The organism is Pantoea osteomyelitidis (genome assembly GCF_044342975.1).
GTDB classification, from domain to species: domain Bacteria; phylum Pseudomonadota; class Gammaproteobacteria; order Enterobacterales; family Enterobacteriaceae; genus Pantoea; species Pantoea osteomyelitidis.
The window spans coordinates 1,796,418-1,816,036 of record NZ_JBGFSN010000004.1; the positions used below are offsets into that span (position 1 = coordinate 1,796,418).

The 19,619-nt window shown below is 59.5% G+C and carries 19 protein-coding genes; 6 read left to right on the plus strand and 13 right to left on the minus strand.

What is annotated here, in order from left to right; all coding sequences use genetic code 11:
- Positions 1–10: 10 nt before the first annotated feature.
- The 8 genes from cvpA to pdxB form a co-directional block, all read right to left on the minus strand.
- Positions 11–496, minus strand: a complete 486-nt coding sequence (cvpA, locus tag ABU178_RS13380; protein ID WP_397215577.1) for a colicin V production protein — start codon at positions 494–496, stop codon at positions 11–13.
- 317 nt (positions 497–813) lie between these two features.
- Entirely contained in the window at positions 814–1,548 is a 735-nt protein-coding gene (gene dedD / locus ABU178_RS13385; protein WP_397215579.1) for a cell division protein DedD, read from the minus strand.
- Positions 1,538–2,800, minus strand: coding sequence for a bifunctional tetrahydrofolate synthase/dihydrofolate synthase (folC, locus tag ABU178_RS13390; protein WP_397215581.1), 1,263 nt, complete (start codon positions 2,798–2,800; stop codon positions 1,538–1,540). Before folC ends, dedD begins: the two co-directional genes overlap by 11 nt.
- A gap of 68 nt (positions 2,801–2,868) precedes the next feature.
- Positions 2,869–3,780 (minus strand): acetyl-CoA carboxylase, carboxyltransferase subunit beta, encoded by a 912-nt coding sequence (gene accD / locus ABU178_RS13395; RefSeq protein ID WP_397215583.1) that lies wholly within the window; start codon positions 3,778–3,780, stop codon positions 2,869–2,871.
- 149 nt (positions 3,781–3,929) lie between these two features.
- Positions 3,930–4,592, minus strand: coding sequence for a DedA family protein (locus ABU178_RS13400; RefSeq protein WP_397215585.1), 663 nt, complete (start codon positions 4,590–4,592; stop codon positions 3,930–3,932).
- A gap of 29 nt (positions 4,593–4,621) precedes the next feature.
- Entirely contained in the window at positions 4,622–5,425 is an 804-nt protein-coding gene (truA, locus tag ABU178_RS13405) for a tRNA pseudouridine(38-40) synthase TruA (protein WP_397215587.1), read from the minus strand.
- Positions 5,425–6,435 carry an aspartate-semialdehyde dehydrogenase gene (locus ABU178_RS13410; protein WP_397215589.1) on the minus strand — a complete coding sequence of 337 codons (1,011 nt, stop codon included), beginning with the start codon at positions 6,433–6,435 and terminating at the stop codon, positions 5,425–5,427. Before ABU178_RS13410 ends, truA begins: the two co-directional genes overlap by 1 nt.
- A gap of 98 nt (positions 6,436–6,533) precedes the next feature.
- On the minus strand, positions 6,534–7,673 hold the full coding sequence (gene pdxB, locus ABU178_RS13415) for a 4-phosphoerythronate dehydrogenase PdxB (RefSeq protein WP_397215591.1): 1,140 nt from the start codon (positions 7,671–7,673) through the stop codon (positions 6,534–6,536).
- A 185-nt stretch (positions 7,674–7,858) separates the two neighbouring features.
- Here pdxB and ABU178_RS13420 point away from each other — a divergent pair, with 185 nt between their 5' ends.
- Entirely contained in the window at positions 7,859–8,755 is an 897-nt protein-coding gene (locus ABU178_RS13420; protein WP_397215593.1) for a DMT family transporter, read from the plus strand.
- On the opposite strand, the gene ABU178_RS13425 is transcribed toward ABU178_RS13420, so the two are convergent.
- Together ABU178_RS13425 and tctD are read right to left on the minus strand one after the other, a co-directional pair.
- Positions 8,739–10,127 carry a sensor histidine kinase gene (locus tag ABU178_RS13425; RefSeq protein WP_397215595.1) on the minus strand — a complete coding sequence of 463 codons (1,389 nt, stop codon included), beginning with the start codon at positions 10,125–10,127 and terminating at the stop codon, positions 8,739–8,741. The genes ABU178_RS13420 and ABU178_RS13425 overlap by 17 nt on opposite strands.
- Positions 10,118–10,795, minus strand: a complete 678-nt coding sequence (tctD, locus tag ABU178_RS13430) for a transcriptional regulator TctD (RefSeq protein WP_397215597.1) — start codon at positions 10,793–10,795, stop codon at positions 10,118–10,120. The genes ABU178_RS13425 and tctD overlap by 10 nt, the downstream gene beginning before the upstream one ends.
- Before the next feature lie 120 nt (positions 10,796–10,915).
- Here tctD and ABU178_RS13435 point away from each other — a divergent pair, with 120 nt between their 5' ends.
- The 4 genes from ABU178_RS13435 (at position 10,916) to flk (ending at position 15,023) form a co-directional block, all read left to right on the plus strand.
- Positions 10,916–11,896, plus strand: coding sequence for a Bug family tripartite tricarboxylate transporter substrate binding protein (locus ABU178_RS13435; protein WP_397215599.1), 981 nt, complete (start codon positions 10,916–10,918; stop codon positions 11,894–11,896).
- Between the two features lie 12 nt (positions 11,897–11,908).
- Positions 11,909–12,340 carry a tripartite tricarboxylate transporter TctB family protein gene (locus tag ABU178_RS13440; protein ID WP_397215601.1) on the plus strand — a complete coding sequence of 144 codons (432 nt, stop codon included), beginning with the start codon at positions 11,909–11,911 and terminating at the stop codon, positions 12,338–12,340.
- An 11-nt stretch (positions 12,341–12,351) separates the two neighbouring features.
- Positions 12,352–13,863: a tripartite tricarboxylate transporter permease gene (locus ABU178_RS13445; RefSeq protein WP_397215603.1), complete on the plus strand. Its 1,512-nt coding sequence runs from the start codon at positions 12,352–12,354 to the stop codon at positions 13,861–13,863.
- A 119-nt stretch (positions 13,864–13,982) separates the two neighbouring features.
- Positions 13,983–15,023, plus strand: a complete 1,041-nt coding sequence (gene flk / locus ABU178_RS13450; RefSeq protein ID WP_397215605.1) for a flagella biosynthesis regulator Flk — start codon at positions 13,983–13,985, stop codon at positions 15,021–15,023.
- Position 15,024: 1 nt separating this feature from the next.
- Here the strand turns inward: flk and ABU178_RS13455 are convergent, their stop codons facing one another.
- Complete coding sequence (locus ABU178_RS13455; protein ID WP_397215608.1) at positions 15,025–15,468, minus strand: rhodanese-like domain-containing protein; 444 nt, start codon at positions 15,466–15,468, stop codon at positions 15,025–15,027.
- Positions 15,469–15,555: 87 nt separating this feature from the next.
- Here ABU178_RS13455 and pdxR point away from each other — a divergent pair, with 87 nt between their 5' ends.
- Positions 15,556–16,998 carry a MocR-like pyridoxine biosynthesis transcription factor PdxR gene (gene pdxR / locus ABU178_RS13460; protein ID WP_397215610.1) on the plus strand — a complete coding sequence of 481 codons (1,443 nt, stop codon included), beginning with the start codon at positions 15,556–15,558 and terminating at the stop codon, positions 16,996–16,998.
- Here the strand turns inward: pdxR and ABU178_RS13465 are convergent.
- Entirely contained in the window at positions 16,964–18,139 is a 1,176-nt protein-coding gene (locus ABU178_RS13465; RefSeq protein WP_397215612.1) for an arabinose transporter, read from the minus strand. The two genes, pdxR and ABU178_RS13465, sit on opposite strands and share 35 nt — an antisense overlap.
- Positions 18,140–18,373: 234 nt before the next feature.
- The gene (gene fabB / locus ABU178_RS13470; protein ID WP_397215614.1) at positions 18,374–19,600 is read right to left on the minus strand and encodes a beta-ketoacyl-ACP synthase I; all 1,227 of its coding nucleotides are present in this window, start codon (positions 19,598–19,600) and stop codon (positions 18,374–18,376) included.
- Positions 19,601–19,619: the final 19 nt, after the last annotated feature.

The following is a 19,619-nucleotide window of genomic DNA, read 5'->3' on the forward strand; positions in this document are numbered from 1 at the left end:
CCCGATGGTGTCACCGGGGTAAAAAACTCGACGTGCTTTTCAGGTAATCAAAAAACCACCTGATGATATAACTGAACTGGGGGACGAGCTGAGACTGTTGCCAGTCCGGGCTTTTTGAAAAGCCGGTGAACGTATCAAGGAAGAAGAGAATGGCAGCAACGATTAGCACACCACGCAACGCCCCGAAACAGACCCCTAACACCCTGTCAGTTCCCGACAGGCCGGTCTTTTCAACCAGCGAGCCGATCACATAGTTCACGATAGCTCCCACAATCAGGGTAGCAATGAACAGTACCGCGATGGCAATTCCGTTGCGAACCAGTTCGTCGTCAAAACCTGTAAACCAGACTGCAAGGTAAGCGTAGTAGTGACTGGCGACAAAAAACGCGCATCCCCAGGTAACGAGAGATAAGGCTTCCCGGACAAACCCACGAACCAGGCTGACCAGAGCCGAAAAACCAACTACCGCAATAATGACGTAATCAATCCAGATCATGAACTCTTCCAGCGCCAGTGCAATTGCACCCCTGCATCCAGTTCGGGGCGCATTCTAACAGAAAAAGAAAACGTTTGCGTAGCGTTTTCCCGATCTGCATCCATAAAAAGGGCGCTGAAAAAAAGCTTCCTCGCCCGGATAATCCAGCTAATTATAATCACCTGAAAATGCTGTGTTTTTTTATGGCGCATCGATGGAAAAACGCTGGAAAAATCCCCGCTGGCGCTGCCTGTTATTGCTATTGGTCGCGCCAATCAATCAGGGGAATTTCGTAACAGCGATTTACCGCGCTGCGCTAAAAATCCCGGCGGTTACGCTTAGCGCACGGCGTAAGGTTTTACCACGCCGCTCAGCCCGGTAACACCCTTCAGCTCGCCTACGGCAGCCTGCATTTTGCTTTTCGAAGCGTCCGGCCCGACGTAAATGCGGGTAATCTGCCCCTGCACCGGCGTTGACGGCACGGTAAAGGCGCGATAGCCGGAGAGACGCAGCTGCGCGACGATTTCGTTGACCTTAGCGGCATTTTTCAATGCGCCAAGCTGTACCACAAACGCCTGTCCGGTCGGCGCTTTCTCCTCTGCGGGCTTCGGCTGCTCAACCGGCTTCGGCTGTTCCACCGGCTTGGGTTGTTCAACCGGACGGGGCTGCGGTTTGGGCTGCTCCACCGGCTTCGGTTTCGGCGGCTCCGCCGGTTTTGGCTGCGGCTTCGGCTGTACCGGCGCGCTTTGATGCACCGGCGGCGGCGTGACCACCGACGGCTGGCTGTTGCTTGCCGGCTTCGAGGCGCCATTATTCGCGCCGGAAGCGGGCTTGTCGCTCTCGCCTTCAACCGCCGCACCCGCCCCTTCCGGCGGCTGAGCGGGCAGCGACTGCGTTACCGGCGGCACCATCTCGCTGTCCTGCTGATCGTCCGGTTTCGGCACCAGCGGGATCGCAGCAAACTCTTCTTTATAATGTTTCTTTTGGCCATCCAGCAGACCTGGCAGCACTATCACGCCGACCGCCACCAGAATCACGGTGCCGACTAAACGGTTTTGAAACTTACTCGCCACTGCCTTTCTCCGCTGCAAGGGATTCCATTACCTGGCCGACGGTGTGGAAAGATCCGCAGACCAGAATAACATCCTGCGGACTTGCCTCCCGGCGTGCCGCCTGCCAGGCCGCCTCAACGCTGTCATACGTCTGGCTTTGTGGCAGATGTTCGGCCAGTTGCTGCGCCGTGGCACCACGCGGGCCTTCCAGCGGCGCGCAGTACCAGCTATCAACCTGCGGCGTCAACGCGGCCAGGGTACCGGCAATATCTTTATCATGCAGCATACCCACCACAGCGCGCACCTTCCCCTGTCGGGGCTGTTCCGCCAGCCGCGCCGCAAGGAAAGCGGCGGCATGCGGGTTATGCGCCACATCCAGAATCACACGCGGCGCCTCGCTGACAATCTCAAAACGACCCGGCAGGATCGCCTGGGGTAAATGCTGGCGTATCGTCGCTTCATCAACCCGCAGTCCGGACGCGCGCAGCGCCGCCAGCGCGGTAGCCGCGTTGGGCAAAGGCACCTGCGGCAGCGGCAGATTCAGCAACTCACCCTGCTCGTCACGGAAATCCCAGACCTCGTTGCGGCGTGCAAACGACCACTGGCGATCGCGCTGCAACAGGCATGCGCCCATTTCCGCCGCCACGCTGGCGATACTGGCGGGCATATCAGGCTCGCCGACCACGGCAGGCTTCGCCGCGCGGAAGATGCCCGCTTTTTCCCGACCAATGCTTTCACGATCGGGACCCAGCCAGTCGGTATGATCCAGCGCAATGCTGGTCACCACCGCCACGTCGGCATCGACAATATTGGTAGCGTCCAGACGTCCGCCCAGACCGACCTCCAGAATCACAACGTCGAGCTGCTGCTGCTTAAACAGTTGCAGTGCGGACAAGGTACCAAACTCAAACCAGGTAAGCGACGTCTCTCCCCGCCCCGCCTCGATCACGGCGAAGCTGGCGGTATGCGCCGCTTCACTCAGCTCCTGGCCCTGCACCCTGACCCGCTCGGTGTAGCGAACCAGATGTGGCGAGCTGTAAACGCCCACGCGAAAGCCTGCGGCAATCAGCAGGGTTTCCAGGGTACGACAGGTGGTTCCCTTACCGTTAGTGCCGCCAACGGTAAAGACGAAAGGCGCCGGGCTGAGCAGATCGAGATCTTCAGCCACCAGGCGGATACGATCCAGTCCCAGCTTAATGACCTGGGCGTTCATAAGATAGTCAAGCCACGTGGCCAAAGGCGACGTGGCTTGAGGAAGGTGAAGATTATCCATGTGTCCCGTTACGAATTTACGGTGCATTGGTGAAAGGCGCACGTAAGTCGGCGCCTTTCCATCTCCTGTCAGGCCTCGTTGCTCTCCGGTTCAGCCGGGGTTCCGGGCTGGTCACCGTCATGCAGCGGTGCCGGCAGGTTCATCATTCTTGCCAGCAGACTCGCCAGTTTATAGCGCATTTCCGGGCGGCGAATGATCATATCAATCGCGCCTTTCTCAATCAGGAACTCACTGCGCTGGAAACCCGGCGGCAGCTTCTCACGCACCGTCTGCTCGATGACGCGCGGGCCGGCAAAGCCGATCAGCGCCTTCGGCTCCGCCACGTTCAGGTCGCCCAGCATCGCAAAGCTTGCCGAGACGCCGCCCATGGTCGGATCGGTGAGGACGGAGATATAAGGCAGACCGCGCTCCTGCATTTTCGCCAGCGCTGCGCTGGTTTTCGCCATCTGCATCAGCGACATCAGCGCTTCCTGCATACGGGCGCCGCCGCTGGCGGAGAAGCAAATCAGCGGGCAGTTATCTTCCAGTGCCTGCTCAACGGCGCGCACGAAACGTGCGCCAACCACCGAGCCCATGGATCCGCCCATAAAGGCGAACTCAAAGGCGGCAGCCACCACCGGCATACCGTGCAGCTGGCCTTTCATCACCACCAGCGCATCTTTCTCTTCGGTATCTTTCTGGGCGGCAGCCAGACGATCTTTATACTTTTTCGAGTCGCGGAACTTGAGAATATCTTTCGGCTCCAGCTCGCTTCCCAGCTCCACCATACTGCCCTGATCCAGCATGCTGTGCAGGCGTTCACGGGCATGCATACGCATGTGATGGTCACACTTCGGACAAACTTCTAAGTTACGCTCCAGCTCGGCGCGGTAGAGTACCTGACCGCAGCTGTCGCACTTGGTCCAGACGCCTTCAGGAATACTTGCTCTGCGCGTCGGTGTGATATTGCTTTTATTGAGAATGCGTTCAATCCAGCTCATTGATGACCTTTCTGTTTAAATCTGACCTGGTCCAGTCTTCTTGTTGCTGCTGAAATCATCTTCAGCAGACCATAAATGTCGCTCATTAAACCACAACCCGTACCCGCTGTGGATAAAAATCTGGTCGAACCCCTGAGCGTAACCCGTTATTAAGGCTGTTTTTGCTGGCGGCCCTGACGGCGATGGCGCCAGATTTCAATGATCCCCGGCAGGATCGAGACCACGATAATCGCCACGATCAGCAGCTTCAGGTTCTCCTGCACCACCGGCAGGTCGCCAAACAGGTAACCCGCATAGGAGAACAGCAGCACCCACGCCAGCGCGCCGCTGATGTTGAACAGCGCAAAGTGGCGATAAGACATGTGCCCCATCCCGGCCACAAAGGGCGCAAAGGTGCGCACAATAGGAACGAAGCGCGCAAGGATAATGGTTTTTCCGCCGTGACGCTCGTAAAAAGCGTGGGTTTTATCGAGATAGCTGCGCCGGAAAATGCGCGAGTTGGGGTTGCTGAAAAGTTTCTCGCCGAACAGACGACCGATGGTGTAGTTCAGGGCATCGCCCAGCACCGCAGCCACTACCAGCAGCGCCGCGAGCAGATGCACATTCAGATCGTTGCCCGGCAGCGCGGCCAGCGCGCCGGCGACAAACAGCAGCGAATCCCCCGGCAGAAACGGCGTTACCACCAGACCGGTTTCGCAAAACAGGATCAGGAACAGAATGGCGTAAATCCAGATGCCGTACTGCGCCACCAGCTCGGCTAAATGCACATCAATATGCAGAATAAAATCGACGATAAAATGGATGAACTCCATAACGCTCCCTTACATCCTCTGATTAACGGTTAATCCGCGAGGAACAGTGGTCCCATCGGCGGCTGAGGTAAATCAAAATGGGATGGATAATCCACCGCCACTAAATAAAGCCCTTCCGCTTTCGCCGTTGCCGCCGCCAGCGTACGATCTTTCGCCGCCAGCAGTTCCGCCATCCAGCCCTCGTGCTGGTTGCCGCAGCCGATCTCCATCAGACTGCCCACGATGTTGCGTACCATGTGATGCACAAAGGCGTTGGCCTTGATATCCACAATCACATAAGGCCCCTGCCGCGTGACGTTGAGATGAATCACGTTGCGCCAGGGGGTGCGCGACTGGCACTGCACGGCGCGAAACGAGGTAAAGTCATTTTCGCCCAGCAGGCACTGACCGGCACGGTGCATCTTTTCCGCATCGAGCGGATGGTAAAAGTGCGTCACGCCGCGGCCGAGAATCGCCGGTCGCAGGCGCTGATTGTAGATCACATAACGGTAACGACGCGCGGTGGCGCTGAAGCGCGCGTGAAACTCGTCCGGCACCGCTTTAACCCAGCGAACGGCAATGTCGTCCGGCAAGTTGGCGTTGATGCCCAGCGTCCAGGCGCCATCGGCGCGCTGAGCAAAGGTTTCAAAATGCACCACCTGGCCGGTGCCGTGCACGCCCGCATCGGTACGGCCAGCGCAAAACACGCTGACCGGATGATTCGCTACCTTCGACAGCGCGCGCTCCAGCTTCTCCTGCACGCTGCGCACTTCCTGCTGCCGCTGCCAGCCATAATAGCGGCTGCCGTCATACTCTACGCCCAACGCCAGCTTCAGAGTGTTGCTGTCGGACATCAGTACAGATACTCCTGCACCAGCTTCTCGGCGGTTTTAACCGCCATCAGCGCGCCGGAAAAACGGATGTTATCCGCCACCGACCAGAACTGCAGCAGTTCCGGAATGCCGTAATCGTTGCGCACGCAGCCGATGCTCAGTTGGCCATTGCCGGTAGCGTCGTTCACCTGGGTAGGATAATCGTTCTCCTCGCTCAGGTTGATATCCTCCCCCCGTGACAGCTCATCGCGCGCCTCGTCCGCCGACAGCGGACGCAGGTTCTCCAGATGAACAATCTGCGCGTTGCCGTAGAAAACCGGCGCCTGCACGCTGCTCACCGCAATCGGCAAACCCTCGTCCTGCAACACCTTGCGTACCTGATCCACCAGGCGATGCTCGCTCTGCACGCTGCCGCTGCTGTCCACCTGCTGCGGCAGCAGGTTGAACGCCAGTTGACGGCCAAAGTGATACTCATCCGCCGGCACGCCGTTCAGCAAACGCGCGCTTTCGCCCGCCAGCCCATCCACCGCGCTTTTGCCGTGGCTGGAGACAGAGATCAGGTTAGTGACCTGCAAACGTCCCAGGCCTGCCGCATCCACCAGCGGTTTGATGGCGGTCAGCAGCTGGCTTACCAGGCTGTCGGCCACGCTGATGATGTTGCGATTACGATAATCCGCCAGCACCTGCGGATTGACATCCGGCACCACCAGTGGCACATCGGGATCCAGCGCAAAACGATCGCTGCTGTCAATCACCAGGCAGCCCGCGCTGGCCGCCTCTTCGGCGTAACGCTCCGCTGCCTCTGCGCCCGCGACAAAAAAGGCCAGCTGCGCCTGCGACCAGTCGAACGCTGCCGCATCCTGCACATAAAGCGTTTTTCCCTCGAAGCGCAGGTTTTCGCCGGCGCTGTTTTCGCTCGCCAGCAGATATAACTCACCAACCGGGAACTGGCGTTCCGCCAGCAGTTCCAGTACAGCGTTCCCTACTGCGCCTGTCGCGCCCAGTAGCGCAATATTCCAGCCGTCAGACATGTTGGTTTACTCCAGACAATGACATAAAAACAGAAGGCGGTGATATTCACCGCCCGGGGATTCAGATTTTTACCCAACATGCGGGGTAAGTTTCATTATTACTCAACGGCCGGTTGATAAACCGCCCGGAAGCCGAGCTGCGTCAGCATGTCGGCAGCAGCGGCATCGTCGCACAGCACCCGCAATGATGACCACTCGCGCCGCTCCTGGTACGTTTTGCGCAGGCGGTCAAACTCACCCGGCGTCGCGGCAACCTTGCGCAGATCCGCATCGTCGCGGCGCACATCATACACCAGATGGACCAGACGTTTCAGCGTTGGCTGATCGAGCGCGCCGTGCAGGCTAATCTCGCCGAATTCCGGCGCGGGCAGCAGCGTCTCCAATGCCACCTGCTGCGGCTGGCCGATAAAGGCGCTCCAGGCTTCAAATACCTGGGTGGTGCCGCGCGCCTTGCCTTCCAGGGTATAACCGGCGATATGGGCGGTGGCGATATCGACCTTCTCAAGCAGATCGAGAGAAAGCTCCGGCTCCGGCTCCCAGACATCCAGCACCACGCTCAGATCGGGACGCATCTTCATCACCTCCAGCAGCGCCGCGTTATCCACTACCGGACCCCGGCAGGCGTTGATCAGAATGGTGTCGGGCTTCAGCGCCATCAGCAGCGCGCTGTCGGCCAGATGCCAGCTTTTGTACGGCCCTTCCTTAAACAGCGGCGTATGGAAGGTCAGGATATCCGCCTGCGCCACCAGGGCATCAAGCGAGAGAAAATCGCCCTCGTCGCCGCGATCGGCGCGCGGCGGATCGCACAGCAGGGTTTTCACGCCCCAGGCTTCAAGACGCTCCTGCAGGCGACGTCCCACGTTGCCGACGCCAACGATACCCACGGTACGATCGGTGAGCCGGAAGCTGTCGCGCTCCGCCAGTAGCAACAACGCGGAGAACACATACTCCACCACCGCAATGGCGTTGCAGCCCGGCGCGGCGGAAAAGGCGATTCCGGCTTCGGCAAGCCAGGCTTCGTCAATGTGATCGGTACCGGCGGTCGCGGTGCCAACAAACTTCACCCCGGTGCTCTGGAGCAGCGCTTCATTGACCTTAGTGACCGAGCGCACCATTAGCCCTTCAGCGTCAGCGAGTTCCGCTTCCGGCAGCGGCCGGCCCGGCACCGCTTTCACTTCACCGGTACGGCTGAATAACTCAAGGGCATAAGGCATGTTTTCATCGACGAGAATTTTCACAGCGCGGTTCCTGTCTCTTGCTGATTAAAGAGGGTTATTCTGGCACAAAGGGGAAATGAAAACACAGTTCGCCTTTTTCCAATTGTGCGCGAGGTTATTCAGGTGAAATCATCGCTATTTTTCGCTGTGTGCCGCAAAAAGAGAGGCGTACACTGCGCGCATTCGGCTGTTTTAAGGGTTTATAAATGACTTTTCTGTTTCCTCTGTTTGCCGTTCTGATCTGGTCGGTTAACGCCATTGTCAGCAAAGTGTCGGCTAATGCTATTGATCCTGCCGCCATCTCCTTTTATCGCTGGCTGCTGGCGCTGCTCGCTCTGACGCCGTTCGTGCTGCCGGGCGTCTGGCGCAACCGCCAGCAGATCAAAGCGCAATGGTGGCGCCTGCTGATCCTCGGATTGTTGGGGATGGTGCTTTATCAGAGCCTGGCCTATTACGCCGCGCACAGCGTCACCGCGCTGTTTATGGGCATTCTTAACGCCTTGATCCCGCTGCTCACGGTGCTGCTCAGTCTGGTGATTCTACGTCTGGCGCCCACGCTGGGAATTTTAGTTGGCGGCGTGGTTTCCTTTGCCGGTCTGGTCTGGCTGGTAAGTCAGGGCAACCTGCAACAGCTGCTGAGCCACGGGCTTGGCCGAGGCGAGCTGATGATGCTTGCCGCCTCCACCTCCTATGCATTATATGGCGTGCTGACCAAACGCTGGTCGCTGCCGTTACCGAACTGGCAGAGCCTGTACGTGCAGATTCTATTTGGCGTGCTGCTGCTGACGCCCGGCTTTTTGCTGGCGCCATCGGTGCAGTTAAATAGGGAAAACATCCCGCTGGTGCTGTTTGCCGGTATTCCGGCATCGATTATTGCGCCCTTTCTCTGGATTCAGGGCGTGCAGCGCCTCGGCGCCAGCACCGCCAGCATTTTTATGAACCTGGTGCCGGTCTTTACCGCCATCATTGCCGTGCTGTTTCTGCATGAGCAGCTGCACAGCTATCACTGGATCGGCGGTGGCCTGACGCTGGCGGGGGTGATCGTCGCGCAGCGCCTGAAAATACCGCTTAGCACAGGCAAAAAGGTTACCCCGGCGGCCTGAAGCGCACCCTTACCCGCAGCCCGCCCAGCGTCGCGCTGCGTCCCAACGTCATCTGCGCGCCGTGCCAGGCGCAGATATCATTAACCAGCGCCAGCCCTATGCCCGCGCCGGGGTGCTGGCTGCTGTTTTCCAGTCGCTGAAACGGCTGTAGCGCCTGCTGCTGTTCCGCTTCGGCAATCCCCGGCCCGCTGTCTTCGATCTCCACTTCGTTATTTCGCACGCGGGCCGTTACCGTGCCCTGTGCGGGTGAGTATTTGATAGCATTATCCAGCAGGTTTGCGCACAGTTCCGCCAGCAGCAGCGGATCGCCCAGCACCAGGCATTGCTCATCTCCTTCGTAACCGAGATCGATCTCTTTATTACGCGCCGCCGGGTAGCAGATAAAGCAGGCGTCGCGCACCACCGCCGCCAGGTCAACCCGCTCTACCGGTTTGTCCTCGCCGTGGCGCGCCTTGATGCGCGCCAGCTGCAACAGCCGGTCGGTGAGTAAAATCGTATCATCAAGCGTATGGCGCATTCCCTGCAAGCTCTCCTGCCACTGCTCTGGCTGATTGCTGCTCAGTGCCAGACCGACCTGGGTTTTCAGGATAGTGAGCGGCGTGCGCAGCTGATGGGCCGCATCGGCGCTGAAGCGTTCCTGACGCGCCAGCAGGCCGCGCAGGCGTTCAAGATAGCGATTAAACGCCACGATCAGCGGCTGCAGTTCGGACCAGGGAAGCAACGACGGCAGCGGCGTCAGCTCGCCGGAGTCGCGTCGCAGCATAATGCGCGACAGCCGCCGCAGCGGGCGTAGCACCCGACGCAGCATCAGGCCAGCCAGCAGCAGCGTCATCAACACCAGCAGGCTTTGACTCAGCAGCGCGGTGCGCAATATCCCATCAGCAAAGGCCTGACGCGAGTTAACCGTCTCCGCCACCAGCACCAGCGCCATGCCTTCAAATCCCGCCTCGCTGACCGGCTGCCAGAGCGCCGCGACGCGAATACGCTGCTGTTTGTAACGGGCGTTATAAAAGTAAACCAGCGCAGGATACGCATCCGACATCGCGCTGGTGGGCGGAATGGGCGGCAAATCGCTGTAGCCGGAAAGAGTCTTGCCTTCCGGTGAAATCACCTGATAAAAGAGCCGGTCATTCATGTTGCGTTCAAAGCTGTCGAGTACCACCCACGGCACATCCACCTCCAGATGGCCGTGCCGCACTTCCAGCCGCTCCGCCACGGTGCGCGCCGAGGCGAGCAGCGCGCGATCGTAGGCCTGATTCGCGGCATGAAGCGCACTCTGATAATGGGTATAGACGGAAAGCCCCCACAGCAACAGCAGCGGCAGACCCAGCCAGACCAGCAGTTCACCGCGCAGCGAATGGATCAGGCGCACGGACGACACTCCAGGCTGTAGCCCAGCCCGCGCAACGTCACAATCGAGACATTGCTGCCGGTGAGTTTTTTCCGTACGCGATGAATGTAGAGTTCAATGCTTTCCGGGCTGGCTTCATCCGCCAGGGTAAAAGTTTGCTCATAAAGCTGCTGGCGCGAGACCGGACGGCCTCGCCGCTGCATCAGGGTGGTCAACACGCTGGCTTCGCGCGGCGTCAGCGCCAGTGGTTTTTCCGCCAGCAGAAAATAGCCTTCGTTGTCGAGCAGCAGATCGCCAAATACCTGCACCTGCGCCATCTGCCCTTCCCCCTGGCTGCGGCGCAGCAGCGCACGGATGCGCGCTTCCAGCTCCTCCAGCTCAAAAGGCTTGGTGAGATAGTCGTCCGCTCCCTGATTCAGACCACGCACGCGGTCGCTGAGTGCGCTGCGCGCGGTCAGCAACAGCACCGGCACCGCTTGCCCGCGTTTGCGCAGGCGGGCCAGCACCTCCAGGCCATCCAGCCGCGGCAACGAGACATCCAGTACTACCAGCGCATACTGCTCGCTCTGCAACACATGATCCGCCGCCATGCCGTCTGCTACCCAGTCCACAGCAAATCCCTTTTGCGTCAGCGCTTTTTGTAACCAGCGCGCCAGTTCAGCCGTATCTTCAACCAGTAAGAGACGCATATCACATCCTGTCATTTTTTCCGGGCAGTGAAAGGTAAATGAAAGGTTACTGTTTTAACAATTCAACAACCCCGAAATTTCGGGAGCAATCACACTCTGGAAGAAAGAATGGAGCGACAGATGAAAAAAATGATCCGCACCGCGTTAGCCAGCACCCTGCTTTGCCTGGCGACGCAGGCCACTTTTGCGGCAGACGCCCCCTCTCGTACCGAATGTATCGCCCCGGCCAAACCAGGTGGCGGTTTCGACCTGACCTGTAAGCTGCTGCAGGTTTCCCTGCAGGAGACGCAGCAGATCACCACACCGATGCGTGTGACCTATATGCCTGGCGGCGTGGGCGCGGTGGCCTATAACGCCATTATTGCCCAGCGCCCGGCGGAAGCGGGCACCGTGGTTGCTTTCTCCGGCGGCTCGCTGCTGAATCTGTCGCAGGGCAAATTTGGCCGCTATTCGGTGGACGATGTGAAGTGGCTGGCAGCGGTGGGCACCGATTACGGCATGATTGCGGTGCGCGCCGACGCGCCCTGGAAGGACCTGAAGGAGCTAATGGCGGCGATGAAAGCGGATCCCACCAAAGTGGTGGTAGGCGCAGGCGCCTCTATCGGCAGCCAGGACTGGATGAAAACTGCGCTGCTGGCGCGTGAAGCAGGTATCGATCCGCGCAAAATGCGTTACGTCGCTTTTGAAGGCGGCGGCGAGCCGGTTACCGCGCTGCTGGGCAATCACATTCAGGTGGTTTCCGGCGATATGAGCGAAATGGTGCCGCACCTGCAGGCAGGCAAGCTGCGCGTGCTGGCGGTGATGTCCGACAAGCGTCTGCCGGGTCAGCTGGCGCAGGTGCCGACGGCAAAAGAACAGGGATACGACGTGGAGTGGCCAGTGATCCGCGGCTTTTACCTCGGCCCGAAAGTGAGCGACGCCGATTATCAATGGTGGGAAGCGGCTTTCAAAAAAATGGTCGAGACCGACGAGTTTAAAAAGCAGCGCGATCTGCGCGGCCTGTTTGAGTTCAACATGTTCGGCAACGAGCTGGATGCCTATGTGAAAAAACAGGTAACCGACTATCGCGAGCAGGCAAAATCGTTTGGCCTGGCAAAATAAGCGGAGGTCGTGATGAGCGATCGTATTTTTGCAACTCTTTGGCTGCTGCTCTGTCTGGGCGGCCTGATCGTTGCCTGGGATCTTCATAGCGATTACAGCTATGAACCGGTAGGGCCACGCCCCTTTCCGATGCTGATCCTCGGGCTGATGGCGTTCTGCGCCCTGCTGATGCTGTTCCGCAAGCCGGATCCGGTGACGTGGCCCACCAACGGCATGTTGAAACGTCTGCTGGCGCTGAGCCTGATGCTGGCGATTTATGGCTGGCTGTTCGAATCCGTCGGCTTCCCGCTGATGACAACGCTGCTGACCTTCGGCATGGGCCTGCTGTTCGGCGCGCGCTGGTGGGCTGCGGCAGTGTCTGGTCTGGTTATGGGCATCGCGTTGTTCTGGGCTTTTGATCGCTTGCTCGACGTCACGCTGCCGCTCGGCGGCTGGCTGAGTTAAAGGAGTACCTTATGGAAACCTGGTCTTTTCTGATGCAGGGCTTTGCCGTCGCCATGACGCCAGGCAACCTGATGATTGCGCTGATCGGCTGCTTTATCGGCACCATTGTCGGGCTGCTGCCCGGCCTTGGTCCGATTAACGGCGTAGCGATATTGATGCCGCTGGCGTTCGCGCTGCATCTGCCCGCCGAGTCGGCTCTGATCCTGCTGGCAACGGTCTATATCGGCTGTGAGTATGGCGGCCGTATCTCCTCTATTTTGCTCAACGTTCCGGGCGACGCCGGCGCCATCATGACGGCGCTGGATGGCTATCCGATGGCGCAGCAGGGTAAGGCAGGCGTGGCGCTCTCTATCTCGGCGGTCAGCTCTTTTGTCGGCTCCACAATTGCGATTCTGGGTATTATCCTGTTCGCGCCGATGCTGGCGAACTGGTCATTGGCCTTCGGTCCGGCGGAATATTTCGCCCTGATGGTGTTTGCCATCGCCTGTCTCGGCAGCATGATGAGCCATAATCCGCTGAAATCGTTTCTGGCTGCGCTGATTGGCCTGGGGATGGCAACGGTGGGCGTGGATGCCAATACCGGCGTTTATCGCTTCACCTTTGGCAGCGTGCACCTTTCTGACGGCATTCAGTTTGTGGTAGTGGTGATTGGTCTGTTCTCGGTGAGCGAGATTCTGCTGATGCTGGAATCCACCCACAGCGGCCAGAAGGCGGTACGCGCCAGCGGCCGCATGATGTTCAACATGAAAGAGGCGGCGATGGCCACTGGCGCTACCCTGCGCTCTTCGTTCCTCGGCTTTTTTGTCGGCGTCCTGCCTGGCGCAGGTGCTACCATCGCCAGCGCCATCGCCTGGATGACCGAGAAGAAGATCAGCGGCGACAGCGGCCAGTTCGGCAAGGGGGATATTCGTGGCGTGGCGGCGCCGGAAGCCGCCAATAACGCTTCCGCCTGCGGCTCCTTTATTCCGATGCTGACGCTGGGGATACCGGGTTCTGGCACTACAGCGGTAATGGTAGGTGCACTGACGCTGTATAACATCACCCCTGGTCCGGCGATGTTTACCGAGCAGCCCGATATCGTCTGGGGCTTGATCGCGGCGCTGCTTATTGGCAACGTGATGCTGCTGATCATGAACATCCCGATGATTAATATCTTTGCCCGCATGCTGAGCATTCCGTTCTGGTTCCTGGTGCCGGCTATCGCCACCATCTCCGCGGTAGGGGTTTATGCGGTGCACAGCACCACCTTTGATCTGCTGCTGATGGTCGGACTGGGCATTTTTGGCTACATCCTGCGCAAGATGGATTTCCCGATGTCGCCGCTGATCCTCGGCTTTGTGCTGGGTGAAATGCTGGAGCAAAACCTGCGCCGCGCCCTCTCTATCAGTAACGGCAGCCTGCCGATTCTGTGGGAAAGCCTGATCTGTAAAGTGCTGCTGGTGCTGGCCGTGGTGATCCTGGTGGTGCCGCCGCTGTGGAAACGCTGGCGACGCAAGCGTCTGGCGTTGGCTCAGGCAAAATAACTGCCGCGCTTTATTGCGATTCAATGCCGCCCCCGTGGGATTTCCCGGGGGCTTTTGTTATCATGGCGCATTCCCCTTCCGGCGCACCCGGAGCTGACCCGTTTTCCAAGGATTCCGCCATGCAACCTCTTAGCGGCCCCGGTGTGCCGGTGGGCGATCGCTCATCTGTTACCGCACAATCTGGCGCTACGCGCCCCGGTTCCGCCCCCGGCGAGCAGCCGCTTTCACCGACGCAGCGCACCACGCTGGAACGGTTAATCGTGCGCATCATGTCGCTCAGCACCCTGAAAGGCGCTGAGCTGTGGGCTGGCGTGCGTCATGAAGTTGGGGTTAAAAACGATGCTGAACTTCAGTCGCGTCACTTTCCCCTGGCGGAGCAGTATCTCACTACCCGTCTGACTCAGGTGCAGAATGGTCATGCCACGCGTCAACTGCTCCAGCAGCTGACTGAGAAGCTGCCGCAGGGCAATAATCGTCAGGCGGTGAGTGATTTTATCCGTCAGCAGTTCGGCCAGACGGTGCTGAGCGCATTGTCGCAGGATCAGCTGCGCCAGGTGCTTACCATGCTGCAGAACGGGCAGATGGCGATTCCGCAGCCGCAGCAGACGCGTATTACCGATCGCACCCTGTTACCGGCGGAACATCAGACGCTGAACCAGCAGATCGCCCGCCTGGCGGCGGCGACCGGTGAACCTTCGGTGAAAATCTGGGCATCGGCGCTGAAACTGGTGAATCTGAAAAGCGGCGATCCGGTTCCGTCACGCCACTTTCCGTTGCTGACGCAATATTTGCAGGTGCGTCAGACGCTGAGCCAGCATAGCGCTCCGACGTTGCAGTTGGTGGAGGCCTCGCTGAAGCAGCCGCTGGATCATGCGGAACAGCGCTTGCTGGAAGATTACAGTCAGCAGCGCTTTCAGGCGATGCCGCAGACGGTGCTGACTGCCGCCCAGACGCAGGATCTGCTTAATCTGCTGTTTGCCCGCCGCGCCGAGAAGAACCAGGAATTGCCGCTGGCAGCCAGCGACATTCAGCCGCAGCCAATCTGGCATCCCTTCGGCGCTTCGCTGCCGCCGGTGCTACAGCCGCTGGCGCAGCGCCCTTTCTTCAGCGCGTTTGTCGCGCTGCTGGTTATCGCGTTTTTGCTGTGGATTTTTCTCTGAATTAGCAGCCGCACTCTGCGGCTGGCGTCGTGCCGGGCCACTCTCCCGGCGCATCGCCCCAGGCCAGCGGATGGCCGTCGCGCTTCCAGAAATCCAGTCCGCCAATCAACTCCTTCACCTGAAAGCCCAGCTCCGCCAGCTTTAGCGCCGCTTTGGTGGAACCGTTACAGCCAATGCCGTCGCAATAGGTGACATAGACTTTGCTGCGATCCAGATGCGCGGTGCTTGCCGCATTTATGGTGCGGTGGGGAAAGCCGATCGCGCCGCAGATATGGCCGCTGCGGTAAGCCTCTTTAGCGCGCGCATCGATCGCCACGATTGCCGTGCTGCCCTGCGCTAAATCTTCCGCCAGATCCCAGGCATCGGTATAGAAGGCGAGCTTGTGGCGCAAATAGTCGAGGCTTTGTTGCGCGCTGGCGGCGGGAAAGGCGAGTACGAATGACATAGCGAATCTCCTGTTGTGTAGTGGGTCCAGTGTACGGCAAAGTGGACTGCTGGATGATACCCATTTCTGCCCGGTGATAAGACCCATATGACTTCCCCGCTGCTGCAACTTTTTCAACATCAGACGCAAGGCACGTTGCGCGATCGTCTCTGCGCAACCTTGCGGCAGGCCATCGCTGCCGGCCATTTACGCTATGAGCAAAAGCTGCCTTCCACGCGCCAGCTGGCCGGGGATCTGAGCCTCTCCCGCGTGACGGTGGAGGCAGCTTATGGTCAGCTGGAAAGCGAAGGTTATCTGCTGCGCGAAACCGGACGCGGCACTTTTGTAGCGATTACGCTTCCCGCCGCGCCGCAGGTTAAACGCTCTGTCCGCCCTCCTGCCTTTTCTGCCCGCGGCCAGCAGGTGCTGATAACCGGCGGCTGTCAGGATCCACCTTTTCCGCACGCTTTTGCCGCTGGTTCGCCGGAGTTACGCGCTTTTCCGCATCTGCTCTGGCGGCGCTTAACCGCCAGTGCGCAGCGGTCACTGGGCGCTGCGGTGATGCGCTATGGCGATCCGCTGGGCTATATGCCGCTGCGTGAAGCGGTAGCTGACTATGTTGCGCTGTCGCGCGGTGTGCGCTGTCGGCCCGGCCAGGTGGTGATTCTGACCAGTTCCCAACAGGCGCTGCAGTTACTGGCAATGATGTTTCTCGATCCTGGCGATGAGGTCTGGCTGGAAGAGCCGTGCTATCCCGGCGCGCGCAACGCTTTTCTTACTGCCGGCGCACGCTGTCGCGGCATAGCGCTGGATGGCGAAGGCGCTGTGCCCACCGCCGGGGGCGCGAAGCTGATTTATCTCACGCCTTCGCATCACTATCCCACCGGCGTAACCATGAGTTTGGCGCGCCGCCTGCACTGGCTTAACCAGGCGCGCCAGCATAATAGCTGGCTGATTGAAGATGACTATGACAGCGAATTTCATTATGAAGATCGACCTGTGCCTGCTATGCAGGGACTCGATCGCTATGAGCGCGTCATCTATCTCGGCACCTTTTCTAAATCGCTGTTTCCCTCTTTGCGCCTTGCCTGGATGATATTGCCGTCGGAGCTGGTAGCGCCGTTCGGCCAGGCGCGTAGCCTGATGGATGGACACAGCGCGCTGCTGCCGCAGGCGGTGACAGCGGCTTTTTTACAGCAGGGCCATTTTGCCAGCCATCTGCGCCTGATGCGTCAGCTCTATCACAGCCGACGTGACCTGCTGCTGCAACAGCTGGAAACAAAGCTCACTGACTGGCTTCGGCCGCAGCCTGCGCCGGGCGGTCTGCAGCTTACTGTCACGCTGAATCATGGCGATGAAGCACGGCTCACGGCGCAGGCTGCACAGCTCGGCCTGACCTTGCCACGCCTGTCGCCGCTTTATACTGGTGCCACGGCGACGCCGGGCTGGATTCTGGGTTTCTCCGCCCTGGAGCGCGCAGAGATTGTCGCGGGCTGCGACAAACTGGCGCAGCTGTTCAGCCGCTACGGGAAAAACGCAGGGTCACCATAACGCCGAGCAGCGCGCAGAACACCCCGGCGGCATAAACCGCGCCATAACCCGCAGCAGTGGCGAGCAGCCCCGTCAGCGGGCCGCTGGCGCCATAGGCGATGTCCTGAAAGGCGGAAAAGCCGCCCAGCGCCGTACCGCGTATCTGCGGCGCAACGCGCTTGATTACCTCCACGCCCAGCGCCGGGAAAATCAGCGAGCAGCCGGCACCGGTCAGCGCCGCGCCCAACAGCGCTATCCATCCCTGGGTTGCCAGCGTCAGCAGCAGCAGGCCAGCGGCCTCAACCAGCAACGAAACCAGCGCAACCCGGATGCCGCCGTGACGATCGGGCAAACCGCCGAATAAGAGACGTACCAGCACAAACGCCAGGCCAAAGGCGGTGAGCGCCAGACCTGCGTTATTCCAGTGCTGCGCGGCGAAATAGAGCGAGGTGAAGGTGCCGATTACCGCAAATCCCACGCCCTGTAACGCCAGCGCCAGGCCCGGCTGAAAAATGCTGCGCACCACGCTGCGCAGCGATGGACGCTCGCCGCCCAGCACCGGCACTGCCTTTATCCAGCAGTTGCACAACAGCGCCAGCAGCGGCAATACAATCGCGACGCCCCCTACGCCGGCAAAGCCCCAGCGGTGATAAATCAGCAGCCCAAGGGGCGCGCCAGCGGCCAGCGAGCCGTAAATCGCCATCCCGTTCCAGGACATCACCAGGCCGGAACGTTTCTGCCCCACCAGCCCCATGCCCCAGGTGAGATTGCCGGTCAACAGCAGGCTTTCACCAAAGCCCAGCAGCAGACGCCCCAGCGCCAGCAGGCCAAAGGTCGCCAGCGGCGGCAACGGCAATAGCGCGGCGGCCAGGTAAGCTATCCCTACCAGCACGATAGCGAACATTCCCTGTTGCGTGGTGAGCTTTGCGCCATGCTGATCGGCTCTGCGCCCGGCAAAGCCGCGCGTCAGCAGCGTGGCGAAAAACTGTATGCCGACCGCCACGCCGACCATCACATTATTCATTCCCAGCGACTGATGGACATAGAGCGGTATAACCGGCAGCGCCAGCCCGGCGGTGAGATAAGTCAGAAACACAGCAAAAGCGGCACAGGCCAGCGAAAAGGTTGGGGAAGCGGATGGCTTAACGGATGCAGACGGCATGAATAACGTAACTCCCTGTTCAGAGACCTGCCGGAATGGCAAAATCCTTGCACACATGAAGATATTCTCTGATTAAAGAGAAAAGGCGTGCATTGGTTAACGTAAACGCATACGAAACGAGAGACTGCGGGTCAGGAGTGTGGCAAGGGATTGAGAGGATGTCAAAAACTCAGAGCCAGCATCGCTGGCTCTGGATGAGGTTCCTGCATCGGCGCCTCAGATTTGCCTGACGGATCAGGCGGAATATTTACGCATGGTCAGGGTGGCGTTGGTACCGCCGAAACCGAAGCTGTTGGACATCACGGTGGTCAGCTTTTGCTCGGTAGGTTTGGTCACAATGTTCAGGCCTTCCGCCGCCGCATCCAGCTGATCGATGTTGATGCTTGGTGCGATAAAGCCGTGCTCCAGCATCAGCAGGGTGTAGATCGCTTCCTGCACGCCTGCCGCACCCAGTGAATGGCCGGTCATCGCTTTGGTTGCCGACATCGCCGGTGATTTATTGCCAAACACTTCGCGAATCGCACCCAGCTCTTTCACATCGCCAACCGGCGTGGAGGTGCCGTGCGTGTTCAGATAGTCGATCGGGGTATCCACGCCCTGCATCGCCATACGCATACAGCGGATTGCGCCTTCGCCTGACGGGGCAACCATATCCGCACCGTCTGAGGTCGCGCCGTAGCCGACAACCTCGGCATAAATGTGCGCGCCACGCGCCAACGCATGTTCCAGCTCTTCCACCACCACCATGCCGCCGCCGCCGGCGATAACGAAGCCGTCGCGCTCGGCGTCATAGGTACGTGACGCTTTTTCCGGCGTCTCATTGTATTTGGTCGAGAGTGCGCCCATCGCATCGAATTCACAGGACATTTCCCAGCACAGCTCTTCGCCGCCGCCAGCAAACACCACATCCTGTTTACCCAGCTGGATCTGCTCGACCGCGTTACCGATACAGTGTGCGGAAGTGGCGCAGGCAGAGCTGATGGAGTAGTTCACGCCGTGAATTTTAAACGGCGTCGCCAGACAGGCTGAAACGCCGGAAGCCATCGCTTTGGTGACCATATAAGGTCCCACGCCGCGCAGGCCTTTGGCTCGCATGCCGTCAACGCTGGCCGCCTGGTAGAACGGCGAACCGCCGCCCGAACCGGCCACCAGGCCAACGCGCGGATTATTCTGGTACTGTTCAGTGGTCAGGCCGGAATCTTTCACCGCTTCCAGCATAGAGATATAAGCATAAGCTGATGCATCGCTCATGAAACGCAGGACTTTGCGATCGATGAGGCTGGCGATCTCGTCCTTAGAGAGCTTGACGTTGCCCCAGACGTGACTACGCATGCCGGAATCTTTCAGCTCCTGTGCAAAAGTAATACCGGAACGCCCTTCACGCAGGGATGCCAGAACCTCTTGCTGGTTATTACCAATGCTGGAAACGATACCCAGGCCAGTAATCACTGCACGTTTCATTCACTCTTCCTCTTCCACT